Annotated in this window: 21 protein-coding genes; 6 read left to right on the forward strand and 15 right to left on the reverse strand. The window is 68.1% G+C overall.

Features of this window, described 5'->3' with window-relative positions:
• Positions 1 to 10 precede the first annotated feature (10 nt).
• The 3 genes from OG587_RS07230 to OG587_RS07240 form a co-directional block, all read right to left on the reverse strand.
• Entirely contained in the window at positions 11 to 700 is a 690-nt protein-coding gene (locus tag OG587_RS07230) for a TnsA-like heteromeric transposase endonuclease subunit (protein WP_329088024.1), read from the reverse strand.
• 199 nt (positions 701 to 899) lie between these two features.
• Positions 900 to 1709 (reverse strand): transposase family protein, encoded by an 810-nt coding sequence (locus tag OG587_RS07235; RefSeq protein ID WP_329088026.1) that lies wholly within the window; start codon positions 1707 to 1709, stop codon positions 900 to 902.
• A gap of 96 nt (positions 1710 to 1805) precedes the next feature.
• Positions 1806 to 3044 (reverse strand): MFS transporter, encoded by a 1239-nt coding sequence (locus OG587_RS07240; protein WP_329088028.1) that lies wholly within the window; start codon positions 3042 to 3044, stop codon positions 1806 to 1808.
• Between the two features lie 95 nt (positions 3045 to 3139).
• On the opposite strand from OG587_RS07240, the gene OG587_RS07245 reads away from it, so the two are divergent.
• Positions 3140 to 3592 carry a winged helix-turn-helix transcriptional regulator gene (locus tag OG587_RS07245; protein ID WP_329088030.1) on the forward strand — a complete coding sequence of 151 codons (453 nt, stop codon included), beginning with the start codon at positions 3140 to 3142 and terminating at the stop codon, positions 3590 to 3592.
• Positions 3593 to 3969: 377 nt separating this feature from the next.
• Here the strand turns inward: OG587_RS07245 and dnaB are convergent, their stop codons facing one another.
• Positions 3970 to 5325 (reverse strand): replicative DNA helicase, encoded by a 1356-nt coding sequence (gene dnaB, locus OG587_RS07250; RefSeq protein ID WP_329088032.1) that lies wholly within the window; start codon positions 5323 to 5325, stop codon positions 3970 to 3972.
• Between the two features lie 337 nt (positions 5326 to 5662).
• Here dnaB and OG587_RS07255 point away from each other — a divergent pair, with 337 nt between their 5' ends.
• Positions 5663 to 7018 carry an MATE family efflux transporter gene (locus OG587_RS07255; RefSeq protein ID WP_443075497.1) on the forward strand — a complete coding sequence of 452 codons (1356 nt, stop codon included), beginning with the start codon at positions 5663 to 5665 and terminating at the stop codon, positions 7016 to 7018.
• A gap of 226 nt (positions 7019 to 7244) precedes the next feature.
• On the forward strand, positions 7245 to 8828 hold the full coding sequence (locus OG587_RS07260; RefSeq protein ID WP_329088034.1) for an APC family permease: 1584 nt from the start codon (positions 7245 to 7247) through the stop codon (positions 8826 to 8828).
• 28 nt (positions 8829 to 8856) lie between these two features.
• On the opposite strand, the gene OG587_RS07265 is transcribed toward OG587_RS07260, so the two are convergent.
• The 7 genes from OG587_RS07265 to rpsF all read right to left on the reverse strand — a co-directional run bounded on the left by OG587_RS07265 (position 8857) and on the right by rpsF (position 13464).
• Positions 8857 to 9600: an amino acid ABC transporter ATP-binding protein gene (locus tag OG587_RS07265; RefSeq protein WP_329088037.1), complete on the reverse strand. Its 744-nt coding sequence runs from the start codon at positions 9598 to 9600 to the stop codon at positions 8857 to 8859.
• Positions 9601 to 9670: 70 nt separating this feature from the next.
• Positions 9671 to 10537: an amino acid ABC transporter permease gene (locus OG587_RS07270; protein ID WP_329088039.1), complete on the reverse strand. Its 867-nt coding sequence runs from the start codon at positions 10535 to 10537 to the stop codon at positions 9671 to 9673.
• A 103-nt stretch (positions 10538 to 10640) separates the two neighbouring features.
• The gene (locus tag OG587_RS07275) at positions 10641 to 11528 is read right to left on the reverse strand and encodes an ABC transporter substrate-binding protein (protein WP_329088041.1); all 888 of its coding nucleotides are present in this window, start codon (positions 11526 to 11528) and stop codon (positions 10641 to 10643) included.
• A 197-nt stretch (positions 11529 to 11725) separates the two neighbouring features.
• The gene (rplI, locus tag OG587_RS07280; RefSeq protein WP_329088042.1) at positions 11726 to 12172 is read right to left on the reverse strand and encodes a 50S ribosomal protein L9; all 447 of its coding nucleotides are present in this window, start codon (positions 12170 to 12172) and stop codon (positions 11726 to 11728) included.
• 14 nt (positions 12173 to 12186) lie between these two features.
• Positions 12187 to 12423, reverse strand: a complete 237-nt coding sequence (gene rpsR / locus OG587_RS07285) for a 30S ribosomal protein S18 (RefSeq protein ID WP_012895699.1) — start codon at positions 12421 to 12423, stop codon at positions 12187 to 12189.
• A gap of 100 nt (positions 12424 to 12523) precedes the next feature.
• Complete coding sequence (locus OG587_RS07290) at positions 12524 to 13096, reverse strand: single-stranded DNA-binding protein (RefSeq protein WP_329088050.1); 573 nt, start codon at positions 13094 to 13096, stop codon at positions 12524 to 12526.
• A 77-nt stretch (positions 13097 to 13173) separates the two neighbouring features.
• On the reverse strand, positions 13174 to 13464 hold the full coding sequence (gene rpsF, locus OG587_RS07295) for a 30S ribosomal protein S6 (protein WP_030919721.1): 291 nt from the start codon (positions 13462 to 13464) through the stop codon (positions 13174 to 13176).
• A 268-nt stretch (positions 13465 to 13732) separates the two neighbouring features.
• Here rpsF and OG587_RS07300 point away from each other — a divergent pair, with 268 nt between their 5' ends.
• Positions 13733 to 14044: a hypothetical protein gene (locus OG587_RS07300; protein WP_443075498.1), complete on the forward strand. Its 312-nt coding sequence runs from the start codon at positions 13733 to 13735 to the stop codon at positions 14042 to 14044.
• Positions 14045 to 14127: 83 nt separating this feature from the next.
• Here the strand turns inward: OG587_RS07300 and OG587_RS07305 are convergent, their stop codons facing one another.
• Positions 14128 to 14313, reverse strand: coding sequence for a hypothetical protein (locus OG587_RS07305; protein WP_329088054.1), 186 nt, complete (start codon positions 14311 to 14313; stop codon positions 14128 to 14130).
• A 96-nt stretch (positions 14314 to 14409) separates the two neighbouring features.
• Here OG587_RS07305 and OG587_RS07310 point away from each other — a divergent pair, with 96 nt between their 5' ends.
• A complete protein-coding gene (locus OG587_RS07310) occupies positions 14410 to 15168 on the forward strand; it encodes a deoxyribonuclease IV (protein ID WP_329088056.1) in 759 nt (252 codons plus the stop codon).
• 200 nt (positions 15169 to 15368) lie between these two features.
• On the opposite strand, the gene OG587_RS07315 is transcribed toward OG587_RS07310, so the two are convergent.
• The 3 genes from OG587_RS07315 to OG587_RS07325 form a co-directional block, all read right to left on the reverse strand.
• Positions 15369 to 16490, reverse strand: coding sequence for a hypothetical protein (locus tag OG587_RS07315; RefSeq protein ID WP_329088058.1), 1122 nt, complete (start codon positions 16488 to 16490; stop codon positions 15369 to 15371).
• A gap of 114 nt (positions 16491 to 16604) precedes the next feature.
• Entirely contained in the window at positions 16605 to 17912 is a 1308-nt protein-coding gene (locus OG587_RS07320; RefSeq protein WP_329088059.1) for a glycosyltransferase family 87 protein, read from the reverse strand.
• The gene (locus tag OG587_RS07325; protein WP_329088060.1) at positions 17912 to 20623 is read right to left on the reverse strand and encodes a transglycosylase domain-containing protein; all 2712 of its coding nucleotides are present in this window, start codon (positions 20621 to 20623) and stop codon (positions 17912 to 17914) included. The genes OG587_RS07320 and OG587_RS07325 overlap by 1 nt, the downstream gene beginning before the upstream one ends.
• Before the next feature lie 634 nt (positions 20624 to 21257).
• Here OG587_RS07325 and OG587_RS07330 point away from each other — a divergent pair.
• A complete protein-coding gene (locus tag OG587_RS07330; RefSeq protein WP_329088061.1) occupies positions 21258 to 21932 on the forward strand; it encodes a PadR family transcriptional regulator in 675 nt (224 codons plus the stop codon).
• The last annotated feature ends 2 nt before the right edge of the window (positions 21933 to 21934 follow it).

Genomic DNA, 21934 nt, shown 5'->3' on the forward strand with positions numbered 1-21934 from the left:
CCCCACCCGTTCATCCGGCGGCCCACAGAACGCTGTCGTCGTCGAGAACCTGCGCCAGGTCGGTGGTCAGACGTTGCTGCCACAGCAGCCGCAACACCGCCGGTTTGATCTGATCCGGGGTGAGGAACTCAGCCAATCGGAAGGTGAGTGCGCGGATCGTGTCGCCGGGAACCAGAGCGGCCAGAACCATCGAGATCGTTTCGGGGGGAACAATCTCCGCACGGCGGGCCGCGGCCAGGAAGCGTACGTTGGCCAGCAGCACCTGCAGACCTTCGCCCGTCCAGATCTCGTGTGCCCACCCATGATCCTCGATCAGACGGGCAGGCCAGGACAACGCCTCGGCGACCTTCTGATCAGCCAGCCGTGATGCCGGTTTGACGTTGACCACGGTGACCGAGTGGTCGACATGGACGAGCAGGAAGTCCGGGACGTGCCGTCGCGACTGCCCATCGATGCGAGCCCGAAGAAGAAACGGCTGCGCGGCGATCCCGACAACCGTGGAGTCGAAATCAGCCAGCAGCAACCGAGCCAGCTCCAACCGGCTCTCGTACAGCACGAAACCGCCAGTCGTCGCCGACCAGTAGAAGCCTGCGTAGTGACGCTGCCCGCGTCTGCTACGCACCTCCCGCCACGGCTTGCCTGCGATTACCTGATCAGCCCCCAAGACCGCCAACGGTCGGTGGACCTCTGCTCCGTCCACGGAACGCACTGAAACGGTCACATCAGCCGGGGATGGGGCCATGACTCCTCCGAAAATTCGGACTCGTACACCACAAAGTGGTGCTCCTTTCACAAGCTGTACATCAGCCACCCGATCTGCGCTGCTCATTGCTCATTTGCGATAACAATTGCTCATTCGGTGCTCAAGTACCGAAGTCAGTGAGGTTTTCTCAACGGTGCTACTTCCAGATCCGGTTGAGAACCAGGGCCGCGCGGGCAATGTCTCCGATCCGGCTGGGGCTGAGGGTGACGTGCTGCAGGGTGCGCCACCGTTGCTTGAGCTCGGCGGCGGCGCGCTCACCTAGTGCGCGCATGCGCCTCAGCAGAGAGTTGAACGTACGGGTATCGACGTGGAGTGCTCTCTCGGACTGGCCCTTCGGGCGACGGACGGGGATATGGATGCCGATGCCCGCGCCGATGTATCCCTTGTCGGCCAGGGTTGGCATGCCGTCTGCCGCTGCCTTGTACAGGGCGGGCAGCGCGTGGATGCGCGCGGCGGTGATGTCAGGGGTGGAGCCGGGCTCGACGTCGGAGACCCACAGCGGGGTGCCGTCTGGGGCGGAGAGGAACTGCACGTTGCCGCCGAATGCCTTGTGCTTCTGGCTGAACCACAAGTCGTTGCCATTTTCCCGCGTGCCGGCGAGGCGATCCGAGGTGATCAGCGTGCCATCCAGCACGACGTGTGTCATCCCCTCACGCCGACAGCGGTCCAGGACTTCGTACAGGTCCAGGGCCTGGTCGGCGAGCACATCGATGCCTTCGTGGAGATAGCGGTAGCCGGTGGCCTGGGAGATGCCCGCGTCGCGGGCAAGGCAGTGGACGCAGCCACGTTCGCGAAACCAGCGCAGCACCAGTACTGCCTGCCGGAACGGCCCCAGGGCCCGGGAACCCCTGGGCGTTCCGAGCCGCCGGCGGTGGGCCGCGAGCAGACGGGCGAGGTACGTCACCACGTGGCGTGGCACGTCGAGCGCAGCAGCGTAGGTGATCAACGTGGAGTCCTCGGTTCAGGCATGTCGGTGGTAGGGGGAGGGGGCGTCCTCGGCGGCACCGATGATGCATACCACCGGGGGCCACGGCTGGCCTGTTCAGTCGGCAGCGGCCGGGGTACAGGGCCGGGTGCCCGCCCACAACAGAAGCGCGAGACAGCTGATCGCGGCCCCCAGCGCGCACACGGCACCCCAGCCGGCCACCGCATAGAGAGCGGTCGAGGCGATGGCTCCGAAGGCACTGCCGAGCGAGTAGAAGACCATGTAACCGCCGATCAGTCGGCTGCCCGCGTCCGGGCGAAGTGTGTAAATCAGACTCTGGTTGGTGACGTGGACCGCCTGCACGGCGAGGTCGAGGACGATCACGCCGACCACCAGTGCCCATAGTGACTGTCGGGCGAAGGTCAGTGGCAGCCACGAGGCGACGAGCAGGGCCAGGCCGATGCCGGTGGTCCGCTGGGAGAGCCCGCGATCGTTGAGGCGGCCGGCCGCGGTCGCAGCCAGGGCGCCCGCGGCTCCCGCCAGTCCGAACGCGCCGATTGCCGTGTGGGACAGAGACAGCGGAGGCGCGCTCAACGGCAGCGCGACACAGCTCCACAGAGTGCTGAAGGCGGCGAAGATGAGCAGCGCGAGCAGGGCACGGAGCCGAAGGAGGCGCTCCTGTGCGAACAGGGTGATCGTGGAGCGCAAGAGCTGCCCGTAGCGCATGGACGGTGCGGCGGTGTGGCGGGGCGGCAGGGCATGGTGCAGTGCCAGAGCGAGCGCGCAGGTGAGGGCCGCCGAGGCGAGGTAGACGGAGCGCCAGCCGGCGAGGTCGGCCAGGAGACCGGATACCGTACGGGCAAGCAGGATGCCGGTGACCACACCGCTGGTCACGAGGCCGACGACGCGTCCGCGTTGCGCCGGTGGGGCGAGCGAAGCGGCGAAGGCCACCAACGTCTGGGTCACCACCGCGAGGAGTCCCACGGCGGCCATACCCGCAAGCAGGAGCGCCGTGACGGTGGCGGTGCCAACCACCGTCAGCGCCGCCGCGAGCAGAAGCAGTTGCATCATGATCAGGCGCCTGCGGTTGACCAGGTCGCCCAGCGGCACGATGAAGAAGAGTCCCAGCCCGTAACCAAGTTGTGTGAGGGTGACGACGGCACCGAGTGTCGCCGGGCTGATCGCGAAGTCACGGCCCAGTGTCACCAGGAGGGGCTGCGCGAAGTAGACGTTGGCCACCGCGGTTCCACAGGCGACGGCGAAGAGCAGGGTGATGCCTCGGGGTAGCGCGAGGCTGGGAGTCCCCTCGTTCGCGCCCGCGATCAGCGGTGTCGTGGTCTCGTCGTTACTGGCCACTCGGCGTCCTCCCGAAGATTGGTTTCATCTTGCTACCAGATGGACGGTAACCATTCTGGTAGCATGTTGCAACCGATGTGAATGTGGAGGATGTCATGGTGAGGCGGACGCGTTTCAATGACAGTGACTGTCCCGTCGCGCGATCAGTCGACGCGATCGGCGACTGGTGGTCCTTGATGATCGTGCGGGACGCGTTTGACGGCAGCCGCCGCTTCGGAGAGTTCCAGCGCAACCTCGGCGTCGCCAAGAACATCCTCACCACGCGTCTGCGTGGCTTGGTCGCCGGCGGCATCCTCGACGTCGTCCCGGCCTCCGACGGCAGCTCCTACCACGAGTACGTTCTGACGCCGAAGGGCAAAGACCTCTTCCCCGTCATCGTGGCGCTGCGGCAGTGGGGCGAGGGACACTTCTTCGAGCCCGATGAGCCGCATTCGGAGATGATCGACCGACAGCGCGGGCGGCCCCTGCGCGTGCTAGAGGTCCGCTCCGCAGATGGGCGACGGCTCGACCCCGATGACACCACCGTCAACAAGGTCAATCAGCCCTGAACGCTGGCCGGGACAAGGCCCGAGTAGCCTTCTGACGCAATCGTGGCGCGACGGCCCCAACCAGCTGGCCCCACTTCCTACCGCCACAACGCCGACCAAGCGGCGAGTGGACCCGAACGACCTTCGCGGATCTCGGTCAACGGAACTGATCCTCCTCGATCGAACCCACGTCGACAGTTCGGGCTCTCGTGTCCCCACGCGTTTGACGAACTCCTGCCAGTCGGACGTGGACTGAGTAAGCGCACAACGGCACACCGCAGGACCCCACACAGGAAACCCCGAACCACCCATCCGGCCCTCAACCTCGCTGGATCCTGGGAACGCTCATCGGTGAGAAAACCTCAGTGCTCATCTAAATCGCGCCCCTACACCGAGGTCTAGTGAGGGGCCATGTCGACGAAACGGCTGTAGTGGCCCTGGAACGCCACGGTGACCGTGGCGGTGGGGCCGTTACGGTGCTTGGCCACGATCAGGTCGGCCTCGCCCGCCCTGGGCGACTCGCGCTCGTAGGCGTCCTCCCGGTGGAGAAGGATGACCATGTCGGCATCCTGCTCGATGCTTCCGGATTCGCGAAGGTCGCTAACCATGGGCCTTTTGTCCGTTCGCTGCTCGGGGCCACGGTTGAGCTGGGAAATCGCGATCACCGGGACCTCCAGCTCCTTGGCGAGGAGCTTGATGGCCCGGGAGATCTCGGAGACCTCGTTCTGGCGGCTCTCGGTCTTCTTCGGCGAGGACATCAGCTGCAGGTAGTCGATGATGACGAACCGCAGGTCGTTGCGCTGCTTGAGACGGCGGCACTTGGCCCTGATCTCCATCATCGACATGTTGGGCGAGTCGTCGATGAACAGCGGGGCCTCGGCCACCTCGCCCATTCGCCGGGCCAGCTTGGCCCAGTCGTCGTCGCTCATCGTGCCCGAGCGCATGGCCTGCAGCGACACCCGCGCCTCGGCCGACAGCAGACGCATCGTGATCTCATTGCGCGACATTTCCAGCGAGAACACCACGGTCGTCATGCCGTGCTTGATAGCGGCAGATCTCGCGAAATCCAGTCCCAAAGTCGACTTGCCGATGGCGGGACGGGCCGCCACCACGATCATCTGGCCGGGGTGCAGGCCGTTCGTGAGGGAGTCGAGGTCCTGGAAGCCGGTGGGGACTCCGACCATCTGGCCGCTCCGGCCGCCGATGGCCTCCAGCTCGTCGAGGGCACCCGGCATGATGTCGGCCAGGGGGATGTAGTCCTCGGAGGTGCGGCGCTCGGTGACCTTGTAGATCTCCGCCTGGGCGCGGTCGACGAGGTCGTCGACCTCCTCGTCCTGGCCGCCGTAGCCGTAGGAGACGATGCGGGTGCCGGCCTCGATCAGGCGGCGGAGGATGGCCTGCTCGCGGACGATCCTCGCGTAGTAACCGGCATTGGCCGCGGTCGGGACGACGGCGGTCAGCGTGTGGAGGTAGGCGCCGCCGCCGATCCTGGCGACCTCGCCTCGCTTCTGCAGCTCGTCGAGGATGGTGACGGCGTCGGCGGGGTCGCCCCGGCCGTAGAGATCGGTGATGATGTCGTAGATGATCTGGTGGGCCGGACGGTAGAAGTCGTCGGACCGCAGGATCTCGACCACGTCGGCGATGGCGTCCTTGGACAGCAGCATGCCGCCCAGGACCGACTGCTCGGCCTCGATGTTGTTCGGTGGGGTGCGCTCGAATCTCGGCTCGAAGACCGGCGGTTCCGCGATGCTCACCACACACCCCCTCTTTCGAACACAGTTACGTTATCTCTATTTGTAGCCGGTCGGTGTGACAGTTTCGCGGCTCCGCGCCCAGCTGGCAACGCGGCCTGTAGACAGAGGTGTGGATAAGCTGTGCACTTCTTCCCCAGAGGTGTGGGCACCCTGGGGACAGTTCTGTGGATAACTCTTGTCCACAGCTGTGCATAACCCTCTGACCAGGGAAAACGTCATCCACCGCCTGTGGAGAAAAGAAAGTTGGGGCGACACGCCGAAAGTCGCCCCAGATGGCATGCCCTGACGGGTTCATCCCGCCGAAGATCCACCCGGCGGTAAGAGGCACAATAGACAGGTGCCTCTTACCCCTCGATCCGCTCGGCCCGGCCGGTCTGATCGGCCAGGCCGATCCGGTCGATCCGGTCGCGACCACGACAGGCAGATCCTGCGGCTGGCGCTGCCCGCGTTCGGCGCCCTGGTGGCCGAACCGCTGTTCCTGCTGACCGACACCGTCGTCGTCGGCCGCCTGCCCGCCCCCGCGCTCGGCGCCCTGGGAGTGGCGAGCACGGTGCTGAGCTTCCTGGTGGGGCTCTGCGTCTTCCTGGCGTACGGCACGACCGCGGCGGTGGCCCGGCAGATCGGGGCGGGCGAGACCGGGCGGGCACTGCGGCAGGGGGTGGACGGTCTCTGGCTGGCCGCCGGGGTGGGAGTGGCGATCATCGTGGTCGTCTGGCCCCTGGCGCCCTCGCTGGTCCACCTGCTCGGCGCCGAGGGCGAACTCGCCCGGCAGGCGGTGACTTACCTGCGGATCAGCCTGCTGGGCGTCCCGGCCATGCTGCTGGTGCTCGCGGGCACGGGTGTGCTGCGCGGCATGCAGGACACCGCGACCCCGCTGCTGGTGTCGGTGGGGGCCTTCGCGCTGAACGCGGTGCTCAACGTCGTGTTCGTCCTGGGACTGGACTGGGGGATCGCGGGTTCGGCCTGGGGCACGGTGCTGGCCCAGTCGCTCGCCGCCGCCGTCTACCTCCTCCTGATCCTCGTCCGGTACCGCGCGCCGTTCCGTCCCGACCTGGCGGGCGTACGGGCGGCGGGCTCGGCCGGGATCGCTCTGATCATCCGTACGGCGTGCCTTCAGGTGGTGCTGGCCGTCGCGACCGCCGCGGCCACCCACATGGGAGAGCAGCAGATCGAGGCGCACACCGTCGCCATCAGGATCTGGACCCTGCTGGCGTTCGCCCTGGACGCGATCGCCATCGCCGGGCAGGCGATCACCGGCCGTGCCCTGGGCGCCGGCGACGTGGCGGGAGCCCGCGGAGCGACCGGGAGGATGGTGACCTGGGGGGTCGGCTCGGGCGTGCTGCTCGGCCTCCTCGTGGTGCTGGCCAGGCCGTTCGTGCCCACGGTGTTCGACGCCGGTCCCGTCGTCACCGCGGAGCTGCTCGACCTGCTCTGGGTGGTGGCCGCCCTGCAGCCCGTCGCCGGGGTGGTCTTCGTGCTGGACGGCGTGCTGATCGGTGCCGGAGACCGGCGCTACCTCGCCTGGGCGGGGGTGTGGACGACGATCGCCTACCTGCCCGCCGCGTTCCTGGTGGACCTCCAGGGCGGCGGCCTGGTCGCGCTCTGGCTGGCGCTCGGGCTGTGGATGGCGGCCCGGCTGGTCACCCTGTCGACGCGGGCGTACGGCACGGCGTGGCTGGTGGTCGGCGGCTGAGACGGCCGGGTGCCCGCCGGGGCGGCGGGTGGTTCACAGGTGACGGGCGGTGCCCGGACAGGTGATCCGGACGTGACACTGTGGTGTCCACGACGTGATCGGATAGCCCTTGTCCTGCGGAACTCCCCTGCGGCACTGTGAAACGAGTCCCACAATATAGGGTTATCAGCCCACCACGATTGGTCACATCGTGTCCGAAGGCCCTTCCCCCTCGATCGTTCGCCGCATGCCGCCGAGCCATGCCACCGACCGATGGACCGGTGCGCGCCACGGCCTTCCCACGGCCTATCGCGGGGCGGACCTCGTCGTCCTCGGCGTCGGTGTCATGATCGGCGCGGGCATCTTCGGTCTCGCCGGGCGCCAGGCGGCGAGCATGGCCGGACCCGGCGTGATCCTCTCCTTCATGATCGCTGGAATCACCAGCCTGCTCGTGGCCTTCTGCTTCGCCGAGCTGTCCTCCGCCATGCCGACCTCGGGAAGCGCCTACACCTTCGCCTACGTCATCTTCGGCGAGGTCTGGGCCTGGGTCGTGGGCTGGGCTCTGATTCTGGAACTCCTCCTGGCCGCGGCGGTGGTGGCCCGCGCCTGGTCGCATTACGCCGCCCAGATGCTCACCGACCTCGGCGTGAACCTTCCCGAGACGGTCGCGGGCATGGTTGGCCAGAGCACGGGTTTCGACCTGTTCACGCTGTTCATCCTGGCGGCCCTCACCGCCGTGGTGGCCCTGGGCGCCCGCGTCGGACTGCGCACCCTGTGGATCATCGTGGTCGCCAAGCTGCTGGCCATCGGCGCGGTCATCGTGGTCGGCGCCCTCCACTTCGACCAGCGCAACCTCGCGGCCATCCCGGTGCCGGCGGCACCCGCCGGACAGGCCGAGGACACCCTGCACTCCCCGTTGCTCGGCATCCTCTTCGGCCAGACGGGCGCGTTCGGCTGGTTCGGCATCTTCGCCGCCTCGGCGGCCATCACCTTCGCGTACATCGGCTTCGACGTCGTGGCCACCGCCGCGGAGGAGGCCGAGGACGCCCCGCGGTCGATCCCGAAGGGCATCATCCGCGGGCTGGTGCTCACCACGGTCATCTACATCGCGGTCGCGGTGGTCATGGTCGGGATGATCCCGTACGACAGGATCGACGCGGGTGCGCCGCTCGCCAGTGCCTTCCGCGACGCGGGCGAGGGCTTCATGGTGCACGTCATCAACATCGGGGCGGTGCTCGGCCTCACCACCGTCGTCCTGGTGCTGCTCGTCGGCCTGACCCGCGTGATGTTCTCCATGGCGCGCGACGGGCTGATCCCCCGCTCGCTCTCCAAGATCAACCGCAGCTACCGCAGCCCGACGAGGGTCACGCTGATCATCGGCTTCCTCGCGATCCTGCTGGCCGAGTTCGTGGACGTGCTGACGCTCGAACCGCTGGTCGTGATCGGTGCCCTGTTCGTGTTCATCGTCGTGGCCGGCGGGGTGATCAGGATGCGGCAGACGATGCCGGACCTGCCGCGGGGGTTCCGCACCCCGTTCTCTCCCGGCGTGCCGATCGCCTCGATCCTCGCCTGTCTGTGGCTCATGGTGAACCTCCAGCTCATCACCTGGCTGTACTTCATCATCTGGATGGCCTTCGGCGTGCTGGTCTACCTGGTGTACGGGAGGCGCAACAGCGTGCTCGCCGCGATGACGCGGCCCCCCGTCCCCGAGACTCCCGCCGGTCCCGCCCCGGGGCCGTACCACGGCCCTCCGCCTCCTCCGCCCGGCGGCCCCGGCATCGGCCCCGGCACCGGGTCCGCCGCCGGGCCCCGCGGCAGGCACCGGCGCTGAGGCCGTCCGCTGAGGCCTCGAAGGCCCGTCAGAGTCGCCGGGCGTCGATCACGCTCTGCACGAACTCCCTGGTGCGAGGCTCGCGAGGATCGGTGAAGATCTGCTCGGGGGTGCCACGTTCCAGGAGGACACCGCCGTCGAGGAAGCAGACGGTGTCGGCGATCTCGCGGCAGAAACCCATCTCGTGGGTGGTCAGGATCATGGTCATGCCCCCCTCCTTGAGCTCTCGGATGATCCCGAGCACCTCCTTGACCAGCGCCGGGTCCAGAGCGGAGGTGACCTCGTCCAGCAGCATCAGGCGGGGCCGGGTGGCCAGGGCCCTGATGATGGCGGCACGCTGCTGCTGGCCGCCGGAGAGCTGGTCGGGATAGGCGTCCGCCTTGTCCGCCAGGCCGAACCTGGCCAGCAGGTCGCGAGCCTGCGACTCGGCCTGTCTCCCGCCCACCTTGTGGACCTTGCGCGGGGCCAGCGTGATGTTGTCGAGCACGCTCATGTGCGGGAACAGGTTGAACGCCTGGAACACGATGCCCATGCGCTTGCGCACGTCGTCGGGGTCGGTCCCGGCGTCGGTGATCTCCTCACCGTCCAGGGTGATCGTGCCGTCGTCGGCGGTCTCCAGCAGGTTGACGCAGCGCAGCAGGGTGGACTTGCCGGAGCCGGAGGCGCCGATCAGGCAGACCACCTCGTGCGGCTCGACCTCCAGGTCGATCCCGCGCAGCACGCTGTGACCGCGGTAGTTCTTCCACAGGCCCTCGATGGACAGCAGGCTCATGCCCTCTCCTTCCGCGCCACCGTCTCACCGGGCGGTGGCACGCTACCGCCGTACGCCCCGCTTCGCCCGCTCACTGGCCCCGCCGCCTCTGCGATCGGGCCGCCAGGTAGTCGGTGAAGCGGGCCATCGGGATGGTGAGCAGGATGAACAGCAGCGCCGCCGCCAGGTAGGGGGTGTAGTTGAAGGTGCTGGCGACGTGGATCTGCGCCTGGCGCAGCGCCTCCAGGGGGCCGATCGTGGCGACGAGCGCGGTGTCCTTCTGCAGCGAGACGAAGTCGTTGAGCAGCGGCGGCACCACCCTGCGCACGGCCTGCGGCACCACCACGTAGCGCATGGTCTGGCCGTGGCTCAGCCCGAGCGACCGGGCCGCGGCCCGCTGGCTGGGGTGCACCGACTCGATGCCCGCCCGGAAGACCTCCGCCACGTACGCGCCGTACGAGAGGGTGAGCGCGATGATGCCCAGCGTCGCGAGGTCCGTCGGCGTACCCTGCAGGCCGAGCGCGGGCAGGCCGAAGCCGACGAGATAGATGACGAGGATCGTGGGCACGCCGCGGAAGACGTCGGTGTAGATCACCGCCAGGGCGCGCAGCGGGAAGAACACCGGCGCCGTGAGGTTGCGGGCCAGCGCGACGAGCAGTCCCACGACGAGGATCAGCGGCTCGGCGATCAGGAAGATCTTGATGTTGAGCAGGAACCCGCTCAGCACGTCCGGCAGCGCCTCGGTGAACTGGTCGAGGTCGAAGAACGTCTCCCGCACCCTGGGCCAGCCGGGAGAGGCCGTGAAGAGCCAGAGCAGCAGGACGATCACGAGGATCGTCGAGACCGACGCGACGGAGCCCGAACGGATCGACGACCTCCTGCGGAGCCGCTCCCGCTCGAGCTGCCGCTCGCTCTTCGCCCAGCCGTCGGGAACCCGCAGGCGCTCGTCGTCCTTCATCGAGCGCCGCCGTGGCGCGGACCGTACGCGCTCCGCGCCCGCGGCGGGACCCCGGCCCCGGTTCCGGCCCTGGACATGGGTGACGTCGGAGGGTACTCCAGAGTCACTTCAGCTCCGGTGCGCCCGCGGCGGAGCCGAGCCACTCGGTCTCGATCTTCGCCAGCTCACCGGAGGCGGTCAGCTTGTCGATGGCCTCGTCGACGCAGCCCACCAGCGGGCTGCCCTTCTCGAAGACAGCGCCGAAGACCTCGGGCTCCCCGGAGGCCGCGCCGAACTGGCCGACGATCTTGGAGTTCTCGACCTGTGCGGCGGTCACGTAGAAGGCGGTGGGCAGGTCCACCACCACGGCGTCGACCTGCTTGTTCTTCAGCGCGTTGACGGCGTCGATCTGCTCGTTGTAGACGTTGAGCTCGGACGAGGGCTGGATGACGTCCTTGACCGCCTGCAGCGAGGTGGTGCCGACCTGCACACCGATCTTGGCGTCCTTCAGGCCCGCCAGGTCGGTGGCGGAGGCGACCTTGGAGCCGTCCAGCGCGACCACGGCCTGCTTGACCGTGTAGTACCCCTTGCTGAAGTCGACGACCTTGGCCCGGTCGGGGGTCACCGAGACCTGGTTGACGTCGAAGTCGAACTGCTTGGCGCCCGGCGCGAACGCGGAGTCGAACTTCACCGTGGCCCAGGTGACGTCGCCCTTGGCGAAGCCCAGCTGCCCCGCGACGGCATAGGCGACCGCGCTCTCGAAGCCCTTGCCGTTGGACGGGTCGTCGTCGCTGAACCACGGCTCGTAGGCGGGCTTGTCGGTGCCGATGGTCAGCTTTCCGGGGGTCTTCAGCGCGGGACTGTCCTTGGCGCAGGCGCTGGGAGCCGTGGAGGCGCCGGAGGCGCTTGAGGACGCGGGGCTCGCCTGGGTCGTCGTTTCCGAGGCCGGCGCACAGGCCACCGCGGTCGCCGCGAGGGCACCGAGCGCGAACAGCGTCGAGGGACGGACCATGACAAAACCTCCAGGGCGAAGCAACGATTCCCGAATTGTATGTATTCGCAGTGACCTGGGGTAACGGGGTACCAGCATATGAACTTTCCCCGGGGGGAAAGGGGCTTTTCCCCGTCCTCCAGGACCCGCCGGAGGACCGGGAAAGAACAAGGGCCCCTCCCCGCGAACGGGGAGGGGCCCTTGTCTCACGGGGCCTGTCAGGCCGCGACGACCTCGACATCGAGGGACGCGGAGACCTCCGGGTGCAGCTTGACGCTGACCCGGTGAGAGCCGAGGCTCTTGATCGCGGAGGCGATCTCGATGCGACGGCGGTCGAGCAGGGGGCCACCGGCGGCCTTGACGGCCTCGGCGACGTCACCCGTGGTGATGGAACCGAAGAGGCGGCCGGACTCGCCGGCCTTCGTCTTCAGGACCACCTTCAGGGCCCGCAGCTGACCGGCGACTTCCTTGGCGGTGCCAAGGTCGCGAATCTCGCGAGCGTCGCGGGCCTTCTTGATCGAGGAGATCTGCTTCTCGCCGCCGCGCGTCCAGAGGATCGCGAAACCGCGGGGAAGCAGGTAGTTGCGGCCGTAGCCACTCTTGACCTCGACGATGTCGCCGGGGGTGCCGAGGCCGGTGACCTCACTGGTGAGAATGAGCTTCATCTGTCCGGACCTCCTTAGCGCGCGGTGCTCATGTACGGCAGGAGCGCCATCTCACGAGCGTTCTTGATAGCGGTCGCCACGTCACGCTGGTGCTGGGTGCAGTTACCCGTCACCCGGCGGGCACGGATCTTGCCGCGGTCGGAGATGAACTTCCGAAGCAGCGCCGTGTCCTTGTAGTCGACGTAGGAGATCTTGTCGTGGCAGAACAGGCAAACCTTCTTCTTGGGCTTGCGCAATGCCGGCTTGGCCATCGTGGTGCTCCTTTCAGAGCCCCGCCGTCAGGCGGGAATGGTCGCTGCGGATATGGACTGGGATGTCGGGCGCGGTCGCGGCCGTCCCGGAGGAGCGTCCCTAGAAAGGCGGTTCGTCGCTGAAGTCGCCGCCGCCGAAGCCGCCGCCACCCTGCTGCTGACCGCCGCCGCCGCCACCGCCGCCGTAGTTGTTGCCGCCGCCGCCGGAGAAACCGCCACCTTGCGGTGCGGCCGGCGCCGCGGAGGCCCACGGGTCGTTGGCGGGGCCGCCGCCGAAGCCGCCACCACCGCCGCCACCGCCCTGACGGGCGGTCTTGTTGACCTTGGCGGTCGCGTTTCTCAGGGAGGGGCCGACCTCGTCGACCTCAACCTCGTAGACGGTGCGCTTCTCGCCTTCCTTGGTCTCGTAAGACCTCTGGCGGAGCCGTCCCTGAACGATGACCCGCATGCCGCGCTGGAGGCTCTCGGCGGCGTTCTCCGCCGCCTGCCGCCACACGTTGCAGGTCAGGAACAGGCCTTCGCCGTCTTTCCACTCGTTGGTCGTCTTGTCGAGGAACCTCGGAGTGGACGCGATGCGAAACCGGGCCACCGCTTGCCCCGTGGGGGTGAAGCGCAGCTCCGGATCGTCGACGAGGTTGCCGACGATGGTGATCGTGGTGTCGCCTGCTGCCATGGCTAGCGCTGCCCTTCCTGCGGCCTTCGCTGGTTATCGGCTCAGAGTACGGCTGCCGTCCGACAAAATGCCGGAGATTAGTGCACGTCCGGGCGCAGGACCTTGGTGCGCAGGATTCCCTCGTTGAGGTTCATCTGCCGGTCGAGCTCCTTGACCGTGGCGGGCTCGGCGCTCAGGTCGATGACGGCGTAGATGCCCTCGGGCTTCTTCGCGATGTCGTAGGACAGCCTGCGGCGACCCCACACGTCGACCTTCTCCACGGTGCCGCCGTCGTTGCGGACGACCGTGAGGAACTGGTCGAGGGAAGGGGCGACCGTACGCTCATCGAGCGAGGGGTCAAGAATGACCATCACTTCGTAACGGCGCATGCTGACTTCCAACCTCCTCTGGACTCTTGCGGTCACGACACCGTGCCGTGACAGGAGGACGCTGACGTACTTCACCCCGGACTCCCATTTCGGCGCTCGGGGTGGAGGGTGGGCCATGACACACCCATTCGACGTAGCCGTGCCAGCCTACCAGCCCGTCAAGGGTTGGGCCGTCACCTCGCCGGGCACGTCCCCACAGAAGAGACGGGTTCGCCCTCACGAGGACACGCCCTCATGGTGAACCTCACGGGGGAAGGGGGCGGTGAGGATGCCTCATGTGTCCGGACACCACCGGAGCAGGCGTTTCCGGTTCAGACTGAACAGCGACGGGCGGCGCCACCCCCTGGAGAACGCGCTGAGCGTCTGCACGATCCTCTGCGGGCTGATCGCCTTCGCGGCCGGGCTCGTTCCCTCCGCGCACTCCGTCGCGTCGTGGCTGGGGGTGCTGGGGTTCTGCGGAGGCCTCTACTCCCAGTACGTCTCCGCGACGACGCCGGAGCGCGCGCTGAACATCGTGGGCATCGTGGCCTCGTTCGTCGGTGTGGCCTTCGGCATCCGCCACGGGGGTTTCCTCCCGTAGGGTCCCGAACCTGACGAGGGCCACACCGGCGAAGACCGGACCGTGAGGGCCGGACCGGCGCGGGGCACGCGGGCGGGGAACGGCTAGCCGGCCAGACGCAGGTCCACGCCCAGCAGGATGAGGAACCACAGGAAGACGGCGAGCAGGGCCTCCGCGATGTCCTTCAGGAGCGCGGGGGTGATGTAGTCGTACACCCAGGCGACGTAGATCCCGATCAGGATGTAGATGAGGCCGATGAGACTGATCCCTCTGCGATAGCGAGCAGCCACTTGGAACTCCTTGGGGGTTGGCCCGTGGGGGCGGGCGGTGGGGCGCGACCTGCGACTGCCCCTGCCCTCGGCGTTGAAACGGCTACTCTCGGATACATGCCGCTTATCGGAGCTCATGTCGACCAGGACGACCCGCTGGCGCATGCCAGGGCGCGCGGCGCCGAGGTCGTGCAGTTCTTCCTCGGTGACCCGAAGGGGTGGAAGGCCCCGGTCATCGGCGAGAAGACCCGGGAGATCAAGGACTCGGACGTGGAGGTCTACGTCCACGCCCCCTACGTGATCAACGTGGCGACCGCCAACAACCGGGTGCGCATCCCCAGCCGCAAGCTGCTGAGCTCGCACCTCGCGGCGGCGGCCGAGCTGGGCGCCCGGGGGCTGATCGTCCACGGCGGGCACGTGAACGCCGGGGACGACCCGCAGAAGGGCTTCGACAACTGGCGCAAGGTGTTCGAGCGCCTGGAGGAGCACGAGGTCCCCGTTCTCATCGAGAACACCGCGGGCGGCGGCAACGCGATGGCGCGCAAGCTCGAGCGCGTCGCCCGGCTGTGGGACGCGCTCGACGGCTTCGACGTGGGCTTCTGTCTCGACACCTGTCACGCCCACGCGGGCGGCGAGGACCTGGCGGACGTGGTCGAGCGGGTCATGGCGATCACCGGCAGGATCGACCTGGTCCACTGCAACGACTCGCGCGACGCCTTCGACTCCGGCGCCGACCGGCACGCGAGTCTCGGCGCGGGCCAGATCGACCCCGAGCTCATCCTGGGCGTGTGCCGGAGCGCGAACGCGCCGATCGTGGTGGAGACCCCCTTCGACGGCCAGGCCGAGGACATCGCCTTCCTCAGGACGAAGCTCTAGGACGAGGGTTCACGTTCGGGATCCAGGGCGAGGCCGCACGCGAAGTTCCGGAGGGGCCACCGGACGGGGTTCCCTGGACGAGACCCCGGATGAGGCTCCGAGGTGAGACGGACCCATCGGCGGACATTGATCCACAGCCTGTGGATAACTTCATGGGATTACTTTTTCCGAAGAGTGGGTAAGGGGGAGCCCCCCACGGCTCAGCCCACCCAGGCGCCGTCGGCGAAGATCAGCGTGTTGAGCGCCATCAACGGGCCCACCACCAGGGCGTAGACGATGATGATCCATCGTCGCCACGGCGCCGGCCCGCTGCTCGCCTTGGCGATCAGGATGAAGAGCGGCCACCACAGCAGCGCCGAGCGCGGCACCGACAGGTAGTAGGCGGAGCACAGCAGGGCGCCCACCTGGAGCCCCACGTAGACGAACTCGCTCCACCTCCGCAGACAGAGCAGGACCAGCACGAGTGCGATCCCGACAACCGCCCCCGCGATCTCCAACCGGAACGCCCAGGCGAACCGCCCCTCGCCCATGGCCGCGTTCCAGGTCGTGATCAGCGACTCCCAGGGCCACACCATGTGACGCCCCCAGCCGGCCTCCTGCGCGGTCTTCCAGGCCAGCCAGTCTCCCGTCCGGGAGTACTGGTAGGCGGAGTAGAGCGCGAGCGGCACGAACGGGAGGAGCAGCCACCCCGCCCGCCGTACGGGCTGCCTGCGCGCGACGAACTCCACGAGCAGCGCGAGGGCCAGGAACAGGCCGGTGATGCGTACGCAGGAGGCGCCCGCGGCCAGGGCCGCGGCGAGCGGCCAGCGGCCCTGACGCGCCGCGAGCCAGGCGGGGACGGCGAAGGCCAGGAAGAGCGACTCGCTGTAGCCCGCGAACAGGAACACCGCCATCGGCCAGAGCAGCAGCGCCAGCACCGCCCACCGGCCGGCCTCCGGCGATCCCTCGAACTCGGCCAGCCTGGCGAGCGCCGTCATCGCGACGGCACCGGCCACGAAGGAGATCAGCAGCCCGGCGAGCGTCCAGTCGTCGATCACGAGATGCACCGCGCGGAGCATCAGCGGCATTCCGGGGAAGAAGGCGGGCAACCCCTTGTCGGGCTCGCTGCCCGGGGCGCCGTCGTAGCCGTGCTCGGCGATGGTGATGAGAAGCCCGGCGTCCCAGTTGCGCCAGCGCTCCAGGAACGGCTTCGGTACGGCGTCCCCCTCCATCAGCGCCTGAGCACCGACGACGACCAGGATGACGATTCCCAGCCTGGAGGCCAGCCAGAGCAGCAGCCCTTCCGTCGCGGTGTCGCGCGGAGGAGCGGGAGGAGTGATCACAAGGTCGGATTGTCCCGGATCACCTCGGCGGCCCGCCAGACTCGGACGTTCGCTGAACAGCCCCACCTTGTGCCCCCTGTCATCTCGGCGGACCGCCGGACGCTTCCTGAGGCGCTAGGAGAGCGCGAGCCGGAAGCGGTCGGGTGCCCCGTCGAAGACGCCGCCCGCCTGGTCGTCGGTCCCGTCCTGGCGGACCACGTCCCTGTCCGGGACGAAGATGTCCCGGACGACGAACGCCATCATGATCAGGATGGTGATCGCGCGGGCCCACACGGCGGTGAAGTAGGTGTCGCCCGCGATGCCCAGGGCCTCGTTGCCCGGCTGGATGCCGACGAGATAGAGCCAGATCGCGAAGAAGTACCAGCACTCGGCGAGCTGCCAGAGCGCGATCGGCTTCCAGCCCGGCCTGGCCAGCACCGCGAAGGGAATCAGCCAGAGCACGTACTGCGGCGACCACACCTTGTTGGTCAGCATGAACGCCGCCAGGGTGAGGAAGCACAGCTGCATCAGGCGGGGACGGGTCTTGGCCGTCAGGGTGATCACCGCGATCGCCAGGCAGAACGCGGCGAGCGAGACGACGCCCAGCTTGTCGAGGAGCTCGGAGTCACCCAGGATCGGCCACTGCTTCTGGTTGAAGAAGTACCAGATGGAGCCCCAGTCGGCCGGCCGCTCCTGGCTGAAGACGTAGAACCTCTTCCAGCCGTCGAAGGCGAAGTACATGATCGGCACGTTGACGACGAGCCAGGCGCCCGCGACCCCGCCGATCGTCTTGAGGAACGGCACCCATCTGCCGGTGCGCAGCGTCAGCAGGAACAGCGGGCCGAGGAACATCAGCGGGTAGAACTTGGTGGCGATCGCCAGGCCCAGCAGGATGCCCGCGAGCCACTGCTTCCGCTTCGACCAGGCCAGCAGCGCGCCCAGCGCGAGGGCGTTGGCCGCCAGGTCCCAGTTGATGTACGCGGTGAGGATCAGCGCGGGGGCCAGGGCGTACCAGAGCGCGTCCCAGCGCCTGGCGGGACCGGCCAGCGTGGCCATCAGCAGCACGCCGACGACCAGGCAGAGCGCCATGAGGATGACGGTGAGGTCGTAGAACGCCGTCCCCGGGTCGCTCATGTTGGTGACGATCCGGCGGAAGAACTCCATGATCCCGCCGATGCCGACGGGGTACTCGACCGGATAGTCGAAGTAGGGGACCTTGCCCTCGTTGAGCTTCTCGTTCCACCACAGGGGATAGATGTCGGTGTAACAGAAGTTCGTGAACTGCAGGGTCCCGTGGTTCCACGCCCCGCCGACGCGGCACGGCCACTTCCAGAACCAGGCCAGGACCGCCCCCAGCCCCGCGAACAGGGCCAGGGGCACGTACGGGATGGCCCGGATGCCGAACTCGGGCAGCGAACTCCGCGGCGACAGGAGGTTCTTCATCAGGGACGTCGTCCGCTCGCCGTGGGTGTCGGCACGAGGGCCGCGGCCGGCGTGCCGGGGGCGCCGACCGCGCCCGGCGCGCCGCCCTGCCCGATCTCGCCGATCGGCGGCTCGTCGCCCGAACCGCCGTCGCCTCCGCCGCCGTCGTTGCCGACGTCGCACGAGCCGTCCCAGGGCAGGCACTCGCGGCCCTCGGGCTGGTCCGTCTCGCCGCCGCCGTCGGGGTTGTCGTTCGGCCAGCCGCCGTCGTCACCGTTCTCGTCGGGGAAGGGGTTGGTGTCATCCATCGTCGGCGTCGGGGTGGGCGTCGGGCTGGGCGTGGCCAGGTTGTTCCGTACCCCGCTGTTGGCCCTCGGCGGGAACTGCAGGACCTCGTCCTTGGCGGTCACGGCCTGCATGTAGTCGTGCCAGATCTGGGTCGGGGTGCCGCCGCCCCCGATGAAGGAGGGCATGGGCTCCTCCTTCCAGAGGATCTTGGAGTCGTCGAGCTTCCGGTTCGGCAGGCCGTACTTGTCGACCTTGAGCTTGCGCGTCCCGGCCTTGTTGTAGGGCACATCCTTGGACATGCCGACCGCGGTGACGAGCTGCGGGGTGAAGCCGACGAACCAGGCGTCCTTGTAGCCGTTGTTCGTGCCGGTCTTGCCTGCCACCGGCCGGGTGCCGATGTTGGCGGCGCCACCGGTGCCGCCCCTGACGACGGCCTGGAGCGCGACGGTCGCGTCGGCGGCGGACTCGGCGGTGATGACCTGGTTCTCGTGGATCTGCTCGTCCAGCACGGGAGTGCCGTCGACCTTGGTCACCTTGGTGACGGTGTGCCAGTTGAAGTGCTTGCCCTCGTTGGCGAAGATCCCGTAACCGGCGGCCTGCTCGACCGCGGTGACCGAGGCACTGCCGATGGTGACCTGGTACTTCTGCTCGGCGACCGCGTAGTCGACCGCGTTCTTGCCCTGGTAGCGGGGGTCGTACTTGGCCGTCTCGCCGACCCCCGCCTCCTTGGCGATCCTCGCCACCTCTTCGAGCTTCACCTCATCGCCCATCTGCACGAAGACAGTGTTGACCGAGCTGGCCATGGCCTTGACCATGTCGATCGGCCCGAACGCCGCGTTCCCCGAGTTGCTGATCGGGGTGGTGCCGGGCATCTTGATCGTCCGCATGCCGTCGACCAGGCTGTCGAGCGACTTGCCGCTCTCCAGCCAGGCCGCGAGCACGTAGGGCTTGAACGCCGACGCCGCCTGCTTGGTGGAGTCGAACGCGCGGTTGTTGTAGTCGTTGACGAAGTCGTCGCCGCTGTAGAAGGCGAGCACCCGGCCGTTCTTCGGGTCCACCGAGGCCACCCTGGCGTGGATGGTCGGCTCCAGGCCGGAGGTGCGGGCCTTCACCGCCTTGTACGCCTGCTCCATCATGCCCTTGTCGAAGGTGGTGTAGACCTTGTAGCCCTCGGTCTCCAGCTCACTCTGCTCGATGTGCCGCGCCTTGAGCTCCCGGAAGACGATGTTGAGCATGTAGCCCTTGAGACCCTTGAAGGTCTGCGCGACCTTGACCTTCTCGAACTTCAGGTCCTCGAAGGAGCTTCCCGCGTACTTGCCGTACGCGGCGGGATCGAGCTCCGCCATGTTCCTGATCGCGGCCTCGAACCGCTCCTTGGTCGCGGCGTAGTTGCCGGCCTTCTCCTGGTTGTCGAAGGTGGTCGGGTTCTGGATCCGGCCGGCCAGGTAGGCGCCCTCCGGCACGGTCAGCTCGCCGACGTTCTTGCCGAAGTACGCCTTCGCCGCGGCCTGGATGCCGTACGCGTTACGACCGAAGTAGACGAGGTTGAAGTACTCCTCGAGGATCTGGTCCTTCTCCAGCGTCTTGCTGATCTTGACCGCGACGAAGATCTCCTTGATCTTTCGCTGGATCGAGACCTCCGCACTGAGACCGTCGTAGTAGCCGCGCGCCATCTGCTGGGTGATGGTCGAGGCGCCCTGAAGCTGGGTGCCGCTGACGGTGCTCCAGAGCGAGCGGGCCATGCCCGCGATGTCGATGCCGCTGTCGGTGCGGAAGGTCTGGTTCTCCAGGGCGATCACCGCGTCCTGGACGTGCTTGGGAACCTGTGAGAGCTTCACCGGGGTGCGCTGGATGCCCAGGCGCGCGATCGGGGTCTTCTTGTCGCGGTAGTAGATGACGCTGCCCCGGTCGTCCACGCTGGCCTGCGTGGACAAGGGGATGGGCGTGTTGGCGTAGGCCACCGCGATCATGCCGAAGACGCCCGCGCTGAGAACCACGAAGCTGGCCATGACGATCTTCCAGTTGGGCAGGAAGCGCGTCCATCTCTTGACCTGGGGCTCGTCGTCGCCGTCATCGGGACCGTGTCCCCCAGGTCCCCCGGGCCCCTCGGGGCCGCCGGGTCCACCCGCGGCGGGACCGCTCGCCCCGCGCCCGCGACGCCTGCGCCCGCCCTCGCCCGGTCTCGGGCCGGCGGAACGCCCGCCGCCCGCCTGGGCGGCGAGCATCGCCTGGGTGTCCTCGAAGGCGGCCTCGGCGCGGCGGCCGGTCGGGTCGGTGTCGCGGCGGCGTATCTCGCCGCCCCGCTGTTCGGCCCCACGCTGTTCGGGGCCGCGCTGTTCGGGGCCGCGCTGTTCGGGGCCGCGTGGAGGCATGCCACCGGGGGCGCCCGCGTCGCGCCGGGGCGGTCCGCCAGGCTGCTGGGACGCGCCACCGGGATAGGGCATCCCGCCCTGAGGCATCATCGCGGTCCGGGGATCGGCTCCCGCCGCCTGCGGCGGCCGGGCCTGCGGTGCCTGCCGGGGAGAATCCCAGCTCGCGCCGGTTTGGGGGTTTTGCGAAGGGGGAACTGCACGGGGAGCGGCTCCTGGGCTTGAGCGACGGCGCCGCCCCTGGCGAGCCGACCCATCGGCGCCCTCCTGGCGCCCGTCCGACTCCGGGTCATTGCTGTGGCTGTAACTCACGCGTCCTCGTTTGGTCATCGGGGTCTACGACGGCGTGCAGGCGGGCGAGACTACCTCCTGATCACCGGAGATCTCGCCGCCTTGGCTCACTGGTAGCCGGCCTATTCGGGTGGATCTCCATTCCCGGGGACGAACGAGATCGTCAGGTGGTTCCAGCAACAACCTTGGCAGACCTCTCCCACGTTGACGTGGGATTCCCGGTATTGAAAAGCGGTCCACGCCGCGTGGGGGCCGTGTCCCACCACCGCCTGCTGTGACCACATAAGCGTCAGACTACGGCTTTTTTTCGTTTGCTCCCAACCTCTTGGGAAAGTCGCTGATTGCAGCCTTATGTTGGATGGACGTATCCTGTCGATGTATCGGTTCGATACATCGACGCGAGAGGTGGTGGTTTCCAGTGGCCGGCGGACGTGGCGGCGTGCTGGAGCTGGCCGTGCTCGGGTCGTTGCACGAGACCCCGCTACACGGCTATGAGCTGCGCAAACGGCTCAATGCCCTGCTCGGTATGTTTCGGGCGTTCTCCTACGGCTCGCTCTACCCCTGCCTCCGTCAGTTGCTCACCGACGGGCTGATCGTCGAAGACGGCGAGGCCGCCGCGGCCACCACGGCCGCCGACAGCGCCATCGTGCTCCCCGGCCGCCGTTCGAAGATCGTCTACAAACTGACCGCGGAGGGCAAGGAACGCCTGCAGGAGCTCCTCACCCAGGCCGGTCCGTCCGCCTGGGAGGACGAGAGCTTCGGCGTGCACTTCGCCTTCTTCAGGCACACCGAGGCCGAGGTGCGCCTGCGCATCCTCGAAGGCCGCCGCAGCCGGCTCGAGGAGCGTCTGGACGGCGTGCGCACGGCACTCGCCCGTACGCGCGAGCGGCTGGACAGCTACACCCTCGAGCTCCAACGTCACGGCCTGGAGTCGGTCGAACGCGAAGTGCGCTGGTTGAATGAGCTGATCGCCACCGAACGGCGAGCGTCGCCGCCGGAGGGGGAACGGCGACCCGCGCGAGATGAGACGTCCAGGGCGCCCGCGCCAGGGACGGGTACGACGGGGCGGCACGCCACCCCGGAAGAGAACTGATC

The sequence above is a fragment of the Streptosporangium sp. NBC_01469 genome, assembly GCF_036227305.1.
Classification (GTDB): Bacteria; Actinomycetota; Actinomycetes; order Streptosporangiales; family Streptosporangiaceae; genus Streptosporangium.